This is a genomic window from Paenibacillus antarcticus (genome assembly GCF_001637225.1).
Taxonomy (GTDB): domain Bacteria; phylum Bacillota; class Bacilli; order Paenibacillales; family Paenibacillaceae; genus Paenibacillus_AQ; species Paenibacillus_AQ antarcticus.
Genome location: NZ_LVJI01000023.1, coordinates 30,058 through 44,433, shown reverse-complemented (window position 1 = coordinate 44,433; position 14,376 = coordinate 30,058). Strand labels below are relative to the sequence as shown.

General features: G+C 42.2%; 13 protein-coding genes and 1 other annotated feature. All 13 genes read left to right on the top strand.

Translation table 11 applies throughout. The features are described from left to right. The first annotated feature begins 28 nt into the window (after nt 1-28). The 13 genes from rlmB (at nt 29) to rpoC (ending at nt 14,279) form a co-directional block, all read left to right on the top strand. Entirely contained in the window at nt 29-778 is a 750-nt protein-coding gene (rlmB, locus tag PBAT_RS16135; RefSeq protein ID WP_068650950.1) for a 23S rRNA (guanosine(2251)-2'-O)-methyltransferase RlmB, read from the top strand. Between the two features lie 6 nt (nt 779-784). Beyond that, nucleotides 785-1,306 (top strand): NYN domain-containing protein, encoded by a 522-nt coding sequence (locus PBAT_RS16130; protein WP_068650949.1) that lies wholly within the window; start codon nt 785-787, stop codon nt 1,304-1,306. 150 nt (nt 1,307-1,456) lie between these two features. Continuing rightward, the gene (gene sigH, locus PBAT_RS16125) at nt 1,457-2,101 is read left to right on the top strand and encodes an RNA polymerase sporulation sigma factor SigH (RefSeq protein WP_068537361.1); all 645 of its coding nucleotides are present in this window, start codon (nt 1,457-1,459) and stop codon (nt 2,099-2,101) included. Between the two features lie 396 nt (nt 2,102-2,497). Beyond that, nucleotides 2,498-2,647 carry a 50S ribosomal protein L33 gene (gene rpmG, locus PBAT_RS24845; RefSeq protein WP_076577037.1) on the top strand — a complete coding sequence of 50 codons (150 nt, stop codon included), beginning with the start codon at nt 2,498-2,500 and terminating at the stop codon, nt 2,645-2,647. A gap of 29 nt (nt 2,648-2,676) precedes the next feature. Continuing rightward, entirely contained in the window at nt 2,677-2,868 is a 192-nt protein-coding gene (secE, locus tag PBAT_RS16115; protein ID WP_068591128.1) for a preprotein translocase subunit SecE, read from the top strand. Between the two features lie 22 nt (nt 2,869-2,890). Further along, nucleotides 2,891-3,427, top strand: coding sequence for a transcription termination/antitermination protein NusG (gene nusG, locus PBAT_RS16110; protein ID WP_068591130.1), 537 nt, complete (start codon nt 2,891-2,893; stop codon nt 3,425-3,427). A gap of 68 nt (nt 3,428-3,495) precedes the next feature. Beyond that, nucleotides 3,496-3,921 (top strand): 50S ribosomal protein L11, encoded by a 426-nt coding sequence (gene rplK / locus PBAT_RS16105; protein ID WP_068537355.1) that lies wholly within the window; start codon nt 3,496-3,498, stop codon nt 3,919-3,921. Nucleotides 3,922-4,009: 88 nt separating this feature from the next. Beyond that, complete coding sequence (gene rplA / locus PBAT_RS16100; RefSeq protein WP_068650947.1) at nt 4,010-4,702, top strand: 50S ribosomal protein L1; 693 nt, start codon at nt 4,010-4,012, stop codon at nt 4,700-4,702. A 68-nt stretch (nt 4,703-4,770) separates the two neighbouring features. After that, nucleotides 4,771-4,928: a sequence feature (ribosomal protein L10 leader region), on the top strand. Nucleotides 4,929-4,989: 61 nt separating this feature from the next. Next, entirely contained in the window at nt 4,990-5,493 is a 504-nt protein-coding gene (rplJ, locus tag PBAT_RS16095) for a 50S ribosomal protein L10 (protein WP_068600256.1), read from the top strand. A 67-nt stretch (nt 5,494-5,560) separates the two neighbouring features. Further along, nucleotides 5,561-5,920 carry a 50S ribosomal protein L7/L12 gene (rplL, locus tag PBAT_RS16090; RefSeq protein WP_068600254.1) on the top strand — a complete coding sequence of 120 codons (360 nt, stop codon included), beginning with the start codon at nt 5,561-5,563 and terminating at the stop codon, nt 5,918-5,920. A gap of 159 nt (nt 5,921-6,079) precedes the next feature. After that, the gene (locus PBAT_RS16085) at nt 6,080-6,685 is read left to right on the top strand and encodes a class I SAM-dependent methyltransferase (protein WP_068650946.1); all 606 of its coding nucleotides are present in this window, start codon (nt 6,080-6,082) and stop codon (nt 6,683-6,685) included. A gap of 348 nt (nt 6,686-7,033) precedes the next feature. Continuing rightward, on the top strand, nt 7,034-10,579 hold the full coding sequence (gene rpoB / locus PBAT_RS16080; protein ID WP_068650945.1) for a DNA-directed RNA polymerase subunit beta: 3,546 nt from the start codon (nt 7,034-7,036) through the stop codon (nt 10,577-10,579). 85 nt (nt 10,580-10,664) lie between these two features. Next, on the top strand, nt 10,665-14,279 hold the full coding sequence (rpoC, locus tag PBAT_RS16075; RefSeq protein WP_068650944.1) for a DNA-directed RNA polymerase subunit beta': 3,615 nt from the start codon (nt 10,665-10,667) through the stop codon (nt 14,277-14,279). The last annotated feature ends 97 nt before the right edge of the window (nt 14,280-14,376 follow it).

Here is a 14,376-nt window from a genome sequence, read left to right as displayed (position 1 = left end):
TTTTAACTCAGTAGAAGGAGGAAGAACCATGGAAAATAATGATATGATCGCGGGTAAACATTCCGTAACCGAAGCTCTTCGTTCAGGAAGAAGCATTAATAAAATATGGATCTCAGAGAATGCACAAAAGCATTTAACACTTCCCATTATCGCGGAAGCTAAGAAACGCGGAGTCGTTATCCAGCAAGTAGACAAGCGTAAGCTTGACTCACTAGTTCCGGATGTTCAACATCAAGGGGTAGTTGCTCAAGTTGCACCATACGAGTATGCGGAAGTTGATGACATTATAGCGATTGCTGAACAAAAAGGTGAAAAGCCGTTTTTGATATTGCTTGATGAAATCGAAGACCCGCATAATTTGGGATCTATTTTGCGTACAGCAGATTGTACGGGGGCTCACGGTGTGATAATCCCTAAACGTAGATCAGCACAAGTAACGGCAACAGTATCTAAGACATCTGCTGGAGCTGTTGAATATGTTCCTGTTGCTCAAGTGACTAATTTAGGGCAAACCATAGATAAGTTGAAAGAAATGGGCGTCTGGGTTGTAGGTACAGATGTTGAGGCTGTCCAGGAATTCTATGAGACAGATGTATTCGAAGGACCTGTCGCTGTGGTTATTGGTAACGAAGGTACAGGTATGGGGCGTTTGATTAAAGAAAAATGCGATGTATTGGTAAAGTTGCCAATGGCGGGTAAAATAAATTCGCTTAATGCTTCCGTGGCGGCTGGAGTAGTTATGTATGAAGTGCTGCGCAGACGTCATAATCAAGGGTAACCTTGTATGGTAGATTTGCGAGATGTGCTTCTTGTTGATGCATACAATATGATCGGTGGATGGCCTGAGCTTGCACAATTAGCGCCAATCAATATGCAGGAAGCAAGGGATCGCCTTCTTGAACGAATGGCAGATTATCAGGCATTCACAGGCACGCATGTTATTGTAGTCTTTGATGCTTATCGTGTTCCAGGGTTAGGGAAGTCCTTCTCGCAGAGTAAAGTTGAAGTGTATTTTACGAAAGAAAAAGAAACGGCCGATGAGACCATTGAACGCTTGGTTGGTGAAATGAGTCGCAAGAGACGCCAGATTTATGTAGCAACGAGTGATCTTATCGAGCAACATGTTATATTTGCTAAGGGAGCACTTCGTCTGTCTGCACGTGAATTACTTATTGAGGTAGAGAATAGCGAACACGAAATTAAGAAACGAATAGAACAAGACAACAGTAGATCTAATCGAAATACGCTAGATGGCAAATTGAGTCCAGATCAGCGTAAATTATTCGAACGTTGGCGTCGCGAGTAATGAAATGAGTCTATATTTTTAATTCTAGTCACTGGACAATGTTGTATAAATGACATTAATATGGTTGACGTTCATAGGTTACATAATATATACTGATCCTATATTTCACAGAGTAACGGTGTACCTTGCGTTGCAGCCGGGGGGATTCTGGTGAGTGTCGACCTGAAGGATTCAATGTTGTCAGAATATATGTGCCTCAGTGATGAGGACATTGTCGAAGCTTTCCGCTTAGGCGAAAGTGAAGCTCTAGAGTTCTTGATTAACAAGTATAGGAATTTTGTGCGCGCTAAAGCCAGGTCTTATTTTTTGATCGGTGCTGATCGTGAGGATATCGTCCAAGAAGGAATGATTGGTTTATACAAGTCGATAAGGGATTTCAAAGGGGATAAACAGTCTTCGTTTAAAGCCTTCGCTGAATTATGTATTACAAGACAGATCATTACGGCGATTAAGACAGCAACGAGACAGAAGCATATTCCACTGAATTCATACATATCGTTGGACAAGCCCATTTATGATGAAGATTCCGACCGGACGTTGCTCGATGTCATTTGTGGATCGCAAATATGTGATCCGGAACAACTAATTATTAATAAAGAAGAGTTTGTTGGTCTTGAAGACAAAATGTCGGAAATTCTAAGTGATTTGGAACGTAAAGTTCTTATGCTCTACTTGGATGGTCGTTCGTATCAGGAAATTTCGGTTGACCTTAAGAGGCATGTGAAATCGATTGACAACGCTCTCCAGCGTGTGAAACGTAAGTTGGAGAGATACTTAGAAGTAAGAGATAACTGAACAGACGCTTATATAAAGGGAAGGCTCGATCGTGAGTCTTTTTTTTTCTCACAAGAAATACAATGTTTAGTCCCTGTAAGAATGACCATACTAGTGAATGATTGCAGGCAGTTTGTCATAGAGAAAATAGGGTTGAGACGGCCTATAATAAGGAACTGTGTATACTTCTATTACCTTCATTCTTTCGTTGACATGGTATGACCCATGTGATAAAGTGTTTTAGGTAGGCCTAAATTCGCGTGGTTTTAATGAATGAGAAAGCAGAAGTCATCATGTATTCTTTCTTATTCATCTCGCAGAAACGGCTTTTTCCTTTCAGCAATGAAGGATTGAACGTTTCTAATTGGGATCAATATAGAGTCTTCTTAAAGGAGACATCTACGGGAGGTGTACATCATGCGGGTAATTATTACTTTGGCTTGTACAAATTGCAAGCAAAGAAACTACGCTACCACGAAGAACAAGCGGAACAACCCCGACCGCATGGAGATGAAGAAGTTTTGCAAGTATTGCAACGTGCAAACTCCTCATCGCGAAACCAGATAAGAATAGTCTTATTGGAGGTGTAGTCGGTCGTGAAACGCAGCTTCAAGTCTCTTTTTTCCTTTTTCTCAGAAAGCTGGGCGGAACTTAAAAAGGTTCGCTGGCCCAATCGTAAAGAACTGACGAACTATACGCTTATTGTTATTGGAACGGTTACGTTTGTCACAATTTATTTTTGGGTATTAGACATCGGTATTTCCGCTGTGATCGAAGCGATTATTTAAGAAGGGTCCCAGGTGGCTTGATATGGAGAAAAGATGGTATGTCGTTCATACCTATTCAGGGTATGAGAATAAGGTCAAGGCCAATTTGGAAAAACGCGTTGAGTCCATGGGTATGGAAGATAAGATATTCCGCGTTCTTGTTCCTATGGAAGAAGAAATTGTAAACAAAGACGGTAAGAAAAAAACCGTTATGCGTAAAGTTTACCCCGGATATGTCATTGTCGAAATGATCCAGACTGATGATTCTTGGTATGTTGTTCGCAATACACCAGGAGTTACAGGTTTTGTAGGTTCAACAGGGTCAGGTTCTAAACCTACAGCTCTGCTTCCGGAAGAAATGGAATCAATCCTTAAACACATGGGAATGACTGAACCGAAAGCCCTAGTAGAATTTGAACTTAAGGAATCCGTTAAGATTAAAGTCGGTCCTTTTGCGAATTTCGTCGGCTCCGTGGAAGAAATCTTGGTAGACAAGAGCAAAGTTAAGGTACACGTCAACATGTTCGGACGGGAAACCCCAGTTGAGCTGGATTTCACTCAAGTGGAGAAGATTGAATAATCTTATCGTTTCTTGTGGGAGGACAGAGATGTCCGCTTAACCACTATTGATTCAAGGAGGTGTTTTACATGGCTAAAAAGGTAATCAAAATGGTAAAACTGCAGATTCCTGCAGGTAAAGCGAATCCGGCACCGCCGGTAGGTCCAGCATTGGGTCAAGCAGGTGTTAACATTATGGCATTCTGTAAAGAGTTCAATGCACGCACAGCTGATCAAGCTGGATTGATTATTCCAGTTGAAATCTCAGTGTTTGAAGATCGTTCCTTTACATTTATCACCAAAACTCCACCTGCTGCAGTTCTACTTCGTGTAGCTGCTAAGATAGAGAAGGGTTCTGGCGAACCTAATAAGAAAAAAGTTGCAACGGTTAAACGTGCAGTAGTACGCGAAATCGCTGAAACAAAAATGCCTGACCTTAATGCTGCATCCGTAGAGGCTGCTATGCGTATGGTTGAAGGTACTGCCCGCAGTATGGGAATTACGATCGAAGATTAATTTTAGGTTTTTCTGCTTCACGCAGGTCTGAATAAGATCAGCATATGTGGGAGGAATTTCCGTTAAAACCACAAAGGAGGAACATTTCATGGCTAAACATGGTAAGAAGTACCAAGAAGCTGCAAAGCTTATTGATAACGAAACAGTATATGAGCCTGCTGAAGCCGTACAATTGGTGAAAAAGGCAGCGACTGCTAAATTTGACGAAACTGTCGAAGCGGCTGTTCGTTTGGGTGTAGACCCTCGTAAACAAGACCAAGCCGTTCGTGGTGTAGTTGTCTTGCCTCACGGTACAGGTAAAACACAACGCGTATTGGTTTTTGCAAAAGGTGATAAAGCGAAAGAAGCGGAAGCTGCTGGTGCAGATTTTGTTGGTGATTTAGATATGATCAACAAAATTCAACAAGGCTGGTTCGATTTCGATGTCTGCGTAGCAACACCTGATATGATGAGTGAGGTTGGTAAACTGGGTCGTCTACTTGGTGGTAAAGGTCTAATGCCTAACCCTAAAGCGGGCACAGTTACTTTCGATGTTACTAAAGCTGTTCAAGAAATTAAAGCTGGTAAAATCGAATACCGTCTCGATAAAGCAGGTCAAATTCACGCGCCAATCGGTAAAGTTTCATTCAGTGAAGAACAATTGAATGAGAATCTTAAATCTTTACTTGAAGCGTTAAACCGTGCAAAACCAGCATCTGCTAAAGGTGTGTATCTTAAGGGGATTGCTATTTCCTCCACGATGGGTCCAAGTGCACGTGTAAATACAACTTCTTACAAATAATACTTGTTGACGTGTTCAATGATGTTTGTTATTCTGTAATAGTTGTGTGAATGACTTGAGGTTATTCTTAAAGTTGAATATGCTTACCGTAGACAGTAGGTGCCAATAGGCTTAATTTCCTACCGAGGTGTTGTGATAGAACGTCAGCAGTGATTGGACGAAAGTCCTTGCAAATGATGATTCATCAGGCCTTCGTAGATTCTGCGGAGGCTTTTTACTTGCCTAAGTAGAATGTCAGAGTCGCGATTTCGTGATTCTGTATAGTAAACTATCAGGAGGTGTACAAATTGGCAAATACAAAAGTAATTCAAGCTAAACAAGAAGCAGTAGACGCTGTAACAGCAAAACTACGCGGAAGCGTAACGACTGTTGTTGCTGACTATCGTGGATTGAATGTTGCTCAAATCACTGAATTGCGTAAGCAACTTCGTGAAGCAGGAATTGAGTTTTCAGTATTGAAAAACTCCTTGTTGCGTCGTGCGACTGCTGCTACAGATCTTACAGAATTGGATGCAATTCTTACGGGTCCTACAGTTGTAGCGTTCGGTGGAGAAGATGTTGTAGCTCCTGCTAAAATTCTTAACGATTTCGCTAAGAAGAATACAGCATTGCAATTGAAAGGTGCCGTAGTTGAAGGTAAAGTCATTGGCGTTGATCAAATCAAAGCTCTTGCTGAACTTCCTTCTCGCGATGGACTTCTTTCTATGCTTCTCAGCGTGCTTCAAGCGCCTGTGCGTAACTTCGCACTTGCTGTTAAAGCTGTTGCTGACAAAGAAGAACAAAGCGCGTAAGCAAATTGTTCTTCAAAAGTTCCATCATAAAAAATTGATTTTAATATAAAATTGGAGGTTCACCCACATGAGTAACGAACAAATTTTGGAAGCCATTAAAGGTATGTCTGTATTGGAATTGAACGATCTTGTAAAAGCAATCGAAGAAGAATTCGGCGTAACTGCTGCTGCTCCAGTAGCTGCTGCAGGTTCTGCTGCTGTTGAAGCAGAAGAGCAATCCGAGTTTGACGTAGTCTTGATGAGCGCTGGCGCTTCCAAGATCAACGTAATCAAAGCAGTTCGCGAAATCACTGGTCTTGGTTTGAAAGAAGCTAAAGACTTGGTAGACAACGCTCCAAAAGCTTTGAAAGAAAAAGTTTCTAAAGAAGAAGCTGAAACTGTAAAAGCTAAATTGGAAGAAGCAGGCGCTAACGTAGAAGTTAAGTAATTTAACTTTCGTTTGCAAGAAGCTTATACTTTCTTATAATGTTCAAAAAAAACAAACCCCTTGAACTAAATTCAAGGGGTTTGTTTTAATTAATGGATTGATGTCTAAATTATAAACATTGGGAAAAAATAGAATGGAACGCAGATTCGGAGGATTAGGATGCCACAGCACTATTATTCGAACCAACCGGATGCACAGCATGACCGTAGAGCGATTGAAGAACAATTAAAAGGATCTACGTATCGTTTTATAAGTGATGCTGGAGTGTTTTCCAAAAAAGGCGTGGATTATGGTAGTAAGGTATTGATTGAAGCCATGGAGTTTTCACCTGGATCAGAAGTACTTGATGTTGGATGTGGGTATGGGCCGATGGGTCTTACTGCAGCGCGGATGGTGAAAAATGGTCATGTGACGATGGTTGATGTCAATAGCCGAGCAGTCGAACTAGCCAAAGAAAATGCTTTGCTAAATGGAATCACGAATGTTTCTATTATGGAGAGTGATCTGTTTACAGCGGTCAAAGGTAAAAGCTTCGATGTTATTCTAACTAATCCTCCGATCCGTGCTGGAAAAGAAACGGTGCATGCTATTTTTGAACAGGCTTATGAGCATTTACGAGAAGGTGGAGCGCTATGGGTAGTCATCCAGAAAAAACAAGGTGCGCCATCGACAAAAGAAAAGCTTACGAAGTTGTTCGGAGATGTGCAGGAAGTTACGAAGGATAAGGGTTATCGAATATTTAAGGCTTTAAAACCTTTGAAATAATCCGCAATAGGACTATTGACTTGATATTTCAAATATGATACTATTATGAAATGTCAGTATTAGGATAGGCTTCTTGTCTTTAGTTTGCTCAAATGTCAAGTGCTTTGTTAGAACTAAATAACATAGCCATGCATGTATTAAAATGCTATGCAGATGTTAAGCAAGTCTGTTGAACGTGAAGTCCAAGTGATGTAAGGATCCACGGTAAGATGCTCTTTGTTCGAAAGAATTCGGGTAAGGGCTTTTCTTTATTTGTGGAAGAACGCTCTGTATGGTTCCATTATAATTGTCCAAACAGAGGTTCGCAATGTATTTTTAAAGTGAGTAGACATGAGGGGTGAGTTAAAGTTGGCAGGACATCTTGTTCAGTATGGTCGACGCACTCGGCGAAGTTATGCACGAATTAACGAAGTACTCGAAATTCCGAACCTGATTGAAATCCAACAAAAATCTTATGATTGGTTTTTGGAGGAAGGATTACGGGAGATGTTTCACGATATTTCGCCGATCCAAGATTTCACAGGTAATTTGGTGCTGGAGTTTATTGACTACAGCCTAGGTGAACCAAAATACAACATTGACGATGCTAAAGAGCGTGACGTCACGTATGCGGCACCACTACGGGTTAAAGTGAGACTCATTAACAGAGAAACGGGAGAAGTCAAAGAACAGGAAGTGTTCATGGGAGACTTCCCACTAATGACGGAGACCGGTACATTTATTATTAATGGTGCAGAACGGGTAATTGTCAGCCAGTTGGTTCGCTCTCCTAGCGTCTATTTCAGCACCAAAATCGACAAAAATGGTAAACGGAATTACACAGCTACAGTAATCCCTAACCGTGGAGCATGGCTTGAACTGGAAACGGATGCGAAGGATATCATGTATGTCCGTATTGATCGCACACGTAAAATACCGGTAACTGTATTACTTCGAGCACTAGGTTTTGGTAGTGATGCTGAAATTCTTGATTTGCTTGGAAATGATGAATATATCCAGAACACATTAGATAAAGACAGCACGGATTCTACGGAAAAAGCGCTCATTGAAATTTATGAACGTCTTCGTCCGGGTGAACCTCCAACTTTGGATAATGCGAAGAGTCTATTGGTAGCTCGATTCTTTGATCCAAAACGTTATGATCTAGCTAATGTAGGTCGTTACAAAATCAATAAAAAATTACACATTAAGAATCGCTTGTTCAATCAAAAGTTGGCTCAGAATCTAGTTGATCCGGAAACGGGAGAAATCCTGGCTGAATCCGGTCAAATGGTAGACCGTCGTTTGTTGGATGAATTGCTTCCTCATTTAGAGAATGGTGTTGGTCTCAAAACGTACCATGTAGCTAATGGCGCGTTAGACGCAGGTGAAGTTCCACTGCAAAGCATCGATGTTTTCTCTCCAATTGAAGAAGGAAAAATCATCAAAGTGATTGCTAATGCTAATATCGATAAATCAGTTAAGAACATTACGCCAGCTGATATTATCTCATCCATCAGTTATTTCATTGATTTGCTGCATGGTGTAGGTAATACAGATGATATTGACCATCTAGGTAACCGTCGTCTGCGTTCTGTTGGTGAGTTGTTGCAAAACCAATTCCGTATTGGTCTATCGAGAATGGAACGTGTCGTTCGTGAAAGAATGTCCATTCAAGATGCGAATGTTATCACGCCACAAGCATTGATTAATATTCGACCAGTAATTGCATCGATTAAAGAATTCTTTGGTAGTTCTCAGTTGTCACAGTTTATGGATCAGACCAATCCACTTGGCGAATTGACGCATAAACGTCGTCTATCAGCTTTGGGACCCGGCGGTTTGACTCGTGAGCGTGCTGGATTTGAAGTGCGTGACGTCCATCCAAGTCATTACGGCCGGATGTGTCCGATTGAAACACCAGAAGGTCCGAACATTGGATTGATTAACTCGTTGTCTACATTTGCACGTGTTAATGAATATGGCTTTATTGAAGCTCCGTATCGTTGGGTAGATCCAAAAACGGGTATCGTTACGGAACAGATCGATTATCTAACTGCTGATGAAGAAGATAACTATATTGTCGCGCAAGCGAACGCTAAATTGACAGAAGAAAGCAAGTTTGCAGACGACATTGTTATTGTTCGTTATAACAAACAGGCTGATAATATTCTCTCAATGCCAAGTGATCGCGTCGATTATATGGACGTATCTCCGAAACAAGTTGTGTCGGTCGCTACGGCGCTTATTCCTTTCCTTGAGAACGATGACTCCAACCGTGCACTAATGGGATCCAACATGCAGCGCCAAGCGGTGCCATTGTTAATTCCTAAGGCTCCGTTGGTTGGTACAGGAATGGAACACAAAGCAGCGAAAGACTCTGGCGTATGTATTGTGTCCAAACATGACGGTATTATCGAAAGATCTTCAGCTAATGATATCTGGATACGCCGTGTTGAACTTGTAGATGGTAAAGAAGTGAAGGGCGATCTCGTTAAACATAAATTACACAAATTTATGCGCTCTAATCAGGGTACTTGTATTAACCAACGTCCTATCGTTAAGAGAGGCGACGTCGTGAAAGTGGGAGATATCCTAGCGGATGGACCTTCTACTGAAATGGGCGAAATTGCTTTGGGTCGTAACGTAGTCGTTGCCTTCATGACTTGGGAAGGTTACAACTATGAGGATGCGATCCTTCTAAGCGAGAAGATGGTTAAGGAAGACGTATACACTTCGATCCATATTGAAGAATATGAATCTGAAGCACGTGATACGAAACTTGGACCTGAAGAGATTACTCGTGATATCCCTAACGTTGGGGAAGACGCACTTCGTAATCTAGATGAACGAGGCATTATCCGCATTGGTGCGGAGATCAGTGCTGGTGATATCTTAGTAGGTAAGGTAACACCTAAGGGTGTGACTGAACTGACTGCGGAGGAACGTTTGCTCCATGCTATCTTTGGTGAGAAAGCTCGTGAAGTTCGTGATACTTCACTACGCGTTCCACATGGTAGTGATGGTATTATCGTCGATGTGAAGGTATTTACTCGTGAGAACGGTGATGAATTACCTCCAGGTGTTAACCAAATGGTTCGTGTATATATTGCACAGAAACGTAAGATCTCTGAAGGTGACAAAATGGCAGGACGCCACGGAAATAAAGGTGTCGTTGCTCGTATTTTACCAGAAGAAGATATGCCGTTCCTTCCTGATGGAACGCCAGTACAGGTTGTTCTAAACCCTCTAGGGGTGCCTTCACGTATGAACGTCGGTCAATTGCTCGAAGTGCATTTAGGTATGGCAGCAATGCGCCTTGGTATTCACGTAGCAACACCAGTATTTGATGGTGCTAATGAGAATGATGTATTTGATACGATGGAAGAGTCAGGCATGCAGCGTAACGGTAAGACGAAATTGTATGATGGTCGTACAGGTGATATGTTCGAACGTGAAGTTACCGTCGGTGTCATGCATATGATCAAACTTGCGCACATGGTTGATGATAAAATCCATGCTCGTTCCACAGGTCCTTACTCACTTGTTACACAACAGCCGCTGGGTGGTAAAGCTCAGTTCGGGGGTCAACGTTTCGGTGAGATGGAAGTTTGGGCACTTGAAGCTTATGGTGCCGCTTATACACTGCAAGAAATCTTGACAGTTAAATCCGATGATGTTGTAGGTCGGGTGAAAACGTACGAATCCATTGTTAAGGGTGAGAATGTTCCGGAACCAGGTGTTCCTGAGTCATTCAAGGTTCTAATTAAAGAACTTCAATCACTAGGTATGGACGTTAAGATCCTTAGTGGTGACGAACAAGAAATCGAGATGAGAGAACTCGATGACGAGGATGAGCAGGCAGGAGATAAGCTGAGTCTCAACTTGGAAGGCGCGGAAGTCGGAGTGGAATAATGTATCGTGATCGGCAGTAAGGATACCCTTGCTGCCCGACTCACGTCATCAAATAATATAGTACTAGATTAAGGAGGGTTGCTCCTTGTTGGATGTTAACAATTTTGAATACATGAAAATCGGGCTCGCTTCTCCCGAAAAGATTCGGTCATGGTCCCGCGGAGAAGTTAAAAAGCCGGAAACGATTAACTATCGTACGTTAAAACCGGAAAAAGAAGGCCTGTTCTGTGAAAAGATTTTTGGACCAACGAAAGACTGGGAATGTCACTGTGGTAAGTACAAGCGTGTCCGTTATAAAGGCGTAGTATGCGATCGTTGTGGCGTTGAAGTTACTCGTGCGAAAGTACGTCGTGAACGTATGGGACACATTGAACTTGCTGCACCTGTATCTCATATCTGGTATTTCAAAGGTATTCCTAGTCGTATGGGTCTGGCATTGGATATGTCTCCAAGATCACTTGAAGAGATCATTTACTTCGCATCTTATGTTGTAACGGATCCTGGTGAAACTCCACTTGAGCGAAAACAACTCTTGTCCGAGAAAGAATATCGTAGCTATCGTGAGAAATACGGCTACGGATTCCATGCTGGGATGGGTGCAGAAGCTGTGAAGAAACTTTTACAGGACATCGATGTCGATAAAGAACTCGTGTTCCTAAAAGAAGAACTTCGCACGGCACAGGGTCAACGTCGTAATCGTGCGATTAAACGCCTTGAGGTCATTGAAGCATTCCGTAATTCCGGGAACAAGCCGGAATGGATGATCATGGATGTACTACCGGTTATTCCTCCAGAGCTTCGTCCGATGGTACAGTTGGATGGTGGGCGTTTCGCAACGTCTGACTTGAATGACTTGTATCGCCGTGTAATTAACCGTAACAATCGTTTGAAACGTCTATTGGATCTTGGAGCGCCTGACATTATCGTTCAGAACGAGAAACGTATGCTTCAAGAAGCAGTAGATGCTCTAATTGATAATGGACGTCGTGGTCGTCCCGTTACGGGTCCAGGTAATCGTCCATTGAAATCACTCAGCCATATGCTGAAAGGTAAGCAAGGACGTTTCCGTCAGAATCTACTCGGTAAACGTGTCGACTATTCTGGTCGTTCCGTTATCGTTGTTGGGCCATACCTTAAGATGTATCAATGTGGTCTGCCTAAGAAAATGGCACTGGAATTGTTTAAACCTTTCGTAATGAAAGAATTGGTTAACAAAGGTCTTGCCCATAACATTAAGAGTGCGAAACGCAAAGTTGAACGCGTAAGCCCTGAAGTATGGGACGTATTAGAAGAAGTCATTAAAGAGCATCCAGTTCTGCTTAACCGTGCTCCTACGCTTCACCGTCTCGGTATCCAAGCGTTTGAACCGATCCTAGTAGAAGGTCATGCTATTCGACTTCATCCACTCGTATGTACGGCTTACAATGCCGACTTTGATGGTGACCAAATGGCTGTTCATGTTCCGTTGTCTGCAGAAGCTCAGGCTGAAGCGCGTATTCTTATGTTAGCATCAGGTAACATACTGAATCCGAAAGACGGTAAACCAGTTGTAACACCATCTCAAGATATGGTTCTTGGTACGTTCTACCTCACGATGGATAATAAAGAAGAAAAAGGATCAGGAATGATTCTTCGTACAGTGAATGATGCTGTATCTGCTTATCAACGTGGAACAGCGGGTCTACATGCGCGTGTGGCTATTCCTGTTAAAGCATTGGGTAAAACCAACTTTACAGAGAAGCAACAAAATGCGTTGATGATCACGACTGTAGGTAAAATTATCTTTAACGAAATCTATCCGAGCAGCTTCCCATACATTAACGAAGCGACACGTGATAACTTGTTCAATGGTACGCCTGAACGTTACTTCGTGTACGAGAAAGGTGCAGATATTCGTGCACTGATTGATAGTCTTCCAATTGCTGGGGCAGTCGGTAAGGAATACCTCGGACAGATCATTGCTCGCTGTTTCGAGACATACCATACGACTAAAACATCAGTTATTCTTGATAAAATTAAACAACTCGGATTTACGTATTCTACACGCTCGGGGATTACAGTAGCTGTATCTGACGTTATTGTACCTAAAGAAAAAGATGAGATTCTTCTTGCATCTGATGCTAAGGTTAGTGTCGTTACGAATCAGTATCGCCGTGGTTTGATTACGAATGAAGAGCGTTATGACCGAGTTATCGGTATTTGGTCTAAGACAAAAGATGAGATTACAGAAGTGCTTATGAAATCCATGGATCGATATAATAATATTATGCTCATGGTTGATTCTAAAGCGCGTGGTAATAAATCGCAGATCACACAGTTGGGTGGTATGCGCGGACTGATGGCCAATCCATCAGGACGTATCATTGAGTTACCGATCAAATCTAACTTCCGTGAAGGTCTAACGGTACTTGAGTACTTCCTATCTACTCACGGAGCGCGTAAAGGTCTTGCCGATACAGCGCTACGTACAGCCGATTCAGGTTATCTAACACGTCGTCTCGTTGATGTAGCACAAGATGTTATTGTCCGCGAAGAGGATTGTGGTACAGATAAAGGCTTTAGTGTAGCGAAGATTCAAGACGGTAAAGAAGTCATCGAGGATCTGTATGACCGTATTGAAGGTCGTTACTGCTTCGAGACGGTTCGTCATCCACAGACCGGAGAGGTTATTGTTAATCGCAATGATCTAATCGACTCTGACAAAGCAAGTGCTATTGTAGAAGCAGGGGTTGAAAAACTTCAAATTCGCTCTGTATTAAGTTGCCGTGCTCGTCATGGTGTATGTAAAACTTGTTACGGTCGAAACTTGGCAACTGGTAAACACGTTGAGATTGGTGAAGCGGTTGGTATTATCGCAGCACAATCCATCGGTGAACCGGGAACTCAGCTTACAATGCGTACCTTCCATACCGGGGGTGTTGCAGGAGACGATATTACACAAGGTTTGCCGCGTATTCAAGAGCTATTTGAGGCTCGTATACCAAAAGGGCAAGCAACGATCAGTGAAATCGATGGTGTCGTTAAAGAAATTCGTGAAACGAAAGATCGTCGTGAAATTGAAGTTCAGGGTGAAGCAGAAACCAAAACATATTTGGTTACTTATGGATCTCGTCTTCGTGTTAGTGAAGGCCAAGAAATCGAGGCTGGTGACGAACTTACAGACGGTTCAATCGATCCGAAAGAAATTCTACGTATTAAGGGTATCCGCGGGGTACAGAACTATATCTTGCAGGAAGTTCAACGTGTATACCGTAACCAAGGCGTAGAAATTAACGATAAGCATATTGAAGTTATGATTAAACAGATGCTTCGTAAGATTCGAATTGTCGATGCTGGAGAGACTACTCTTCTTCCAGGGGCATTCTCGGATATTCATGAATACGAAGCAGCTAATAAAGTGGCTATCATTTCTGGTAAAGAACCAGCAGTTGCCAAACCAGTTCTTCTCGGTATCACGAAAGCTTCTCTTGAGACTGATTCATTCTTGTCTGCGGCTTCTTTCCAAGAAACGACTCGTGTATTAACAGATGCTGCGATTAAGGGCAAAGTTGATAAACTTCTCGGCTTGAAAGAAAATGTTATCATCGGTAAGTTAATACCGGCGGGTACAGGATTGAATCGTTATCGTAGCGTGACTTACGCTGATCCAGAATTGTTGAATAAGGCGCCTAAAGTGTTGGAACCAGTTACTGTAGAATAATTTAGGTGGTTGCTGTGAAGTCTTATAGTAAGTTAATTTGACTTCACAGTACCAACTTCATTAATCAATATTACAACAAATGCCTTGACATCGATGA

What these genes read in the sequence shown, in the direction of transcription:
- rlmB (WP_068650950.1), top strand. Translation starts at nt 29, where the DNA reads ATGGAAAATAATGATATGATCGCGGGTAAACATTCCGTAACCGAAGCT.
- PBAT_RS16130 (WP_068650949.1), top strand. Translation starts at nt 785, where the DNA reads ATGGTAGATTTGCGAGATGTGCTTCTTGTTGATGCATACAATATGATC.
- rpmG (WP_076577037.1), top strand. Translation starts at nt 2,498, where the DNA reads ATGCGGGTAATTATTACTTTGGCTTGTACAAATTGCAAGCAAAGAAAC.
- nusG (WP_068591130.1), top strand. Translation starts at nt 2,891, where the DNA reads ATGGAGAAAAGATGGTATGTCGTTCATACCTATTCAGGGTATGAGAAT.
- rplK (WP_068537355.1), top strand. Translation starts at nt 3,496, where the DNA reads ATGGCTAAAAAGGTAATCAAAATGGTAAAACTGCAGATTCCTGCAGGT.
- rplA (WP_068650947.1), top strand. Translation starts at nt 4,010, where the DNA reads ATGGCTAAACATGGTAAGAAGTACCAAGAAGCTGCAAAGCTTATTGAT.
- rplL (WP_068600254.1), top strand. Translation starts at nt 5,561, where the DNA reads ATGAGTAACGAACAAATTTTGGAAGCCATTAAAGGTATGTCTGTATTG.
- PBAT_RS16085 (WP_068650946.1), top strand. Translation starts at nt 6,080, where the DNA reads ATGCCACAGCACTATTATTCGAACCAACCGGATGCACAGCATGACCGT.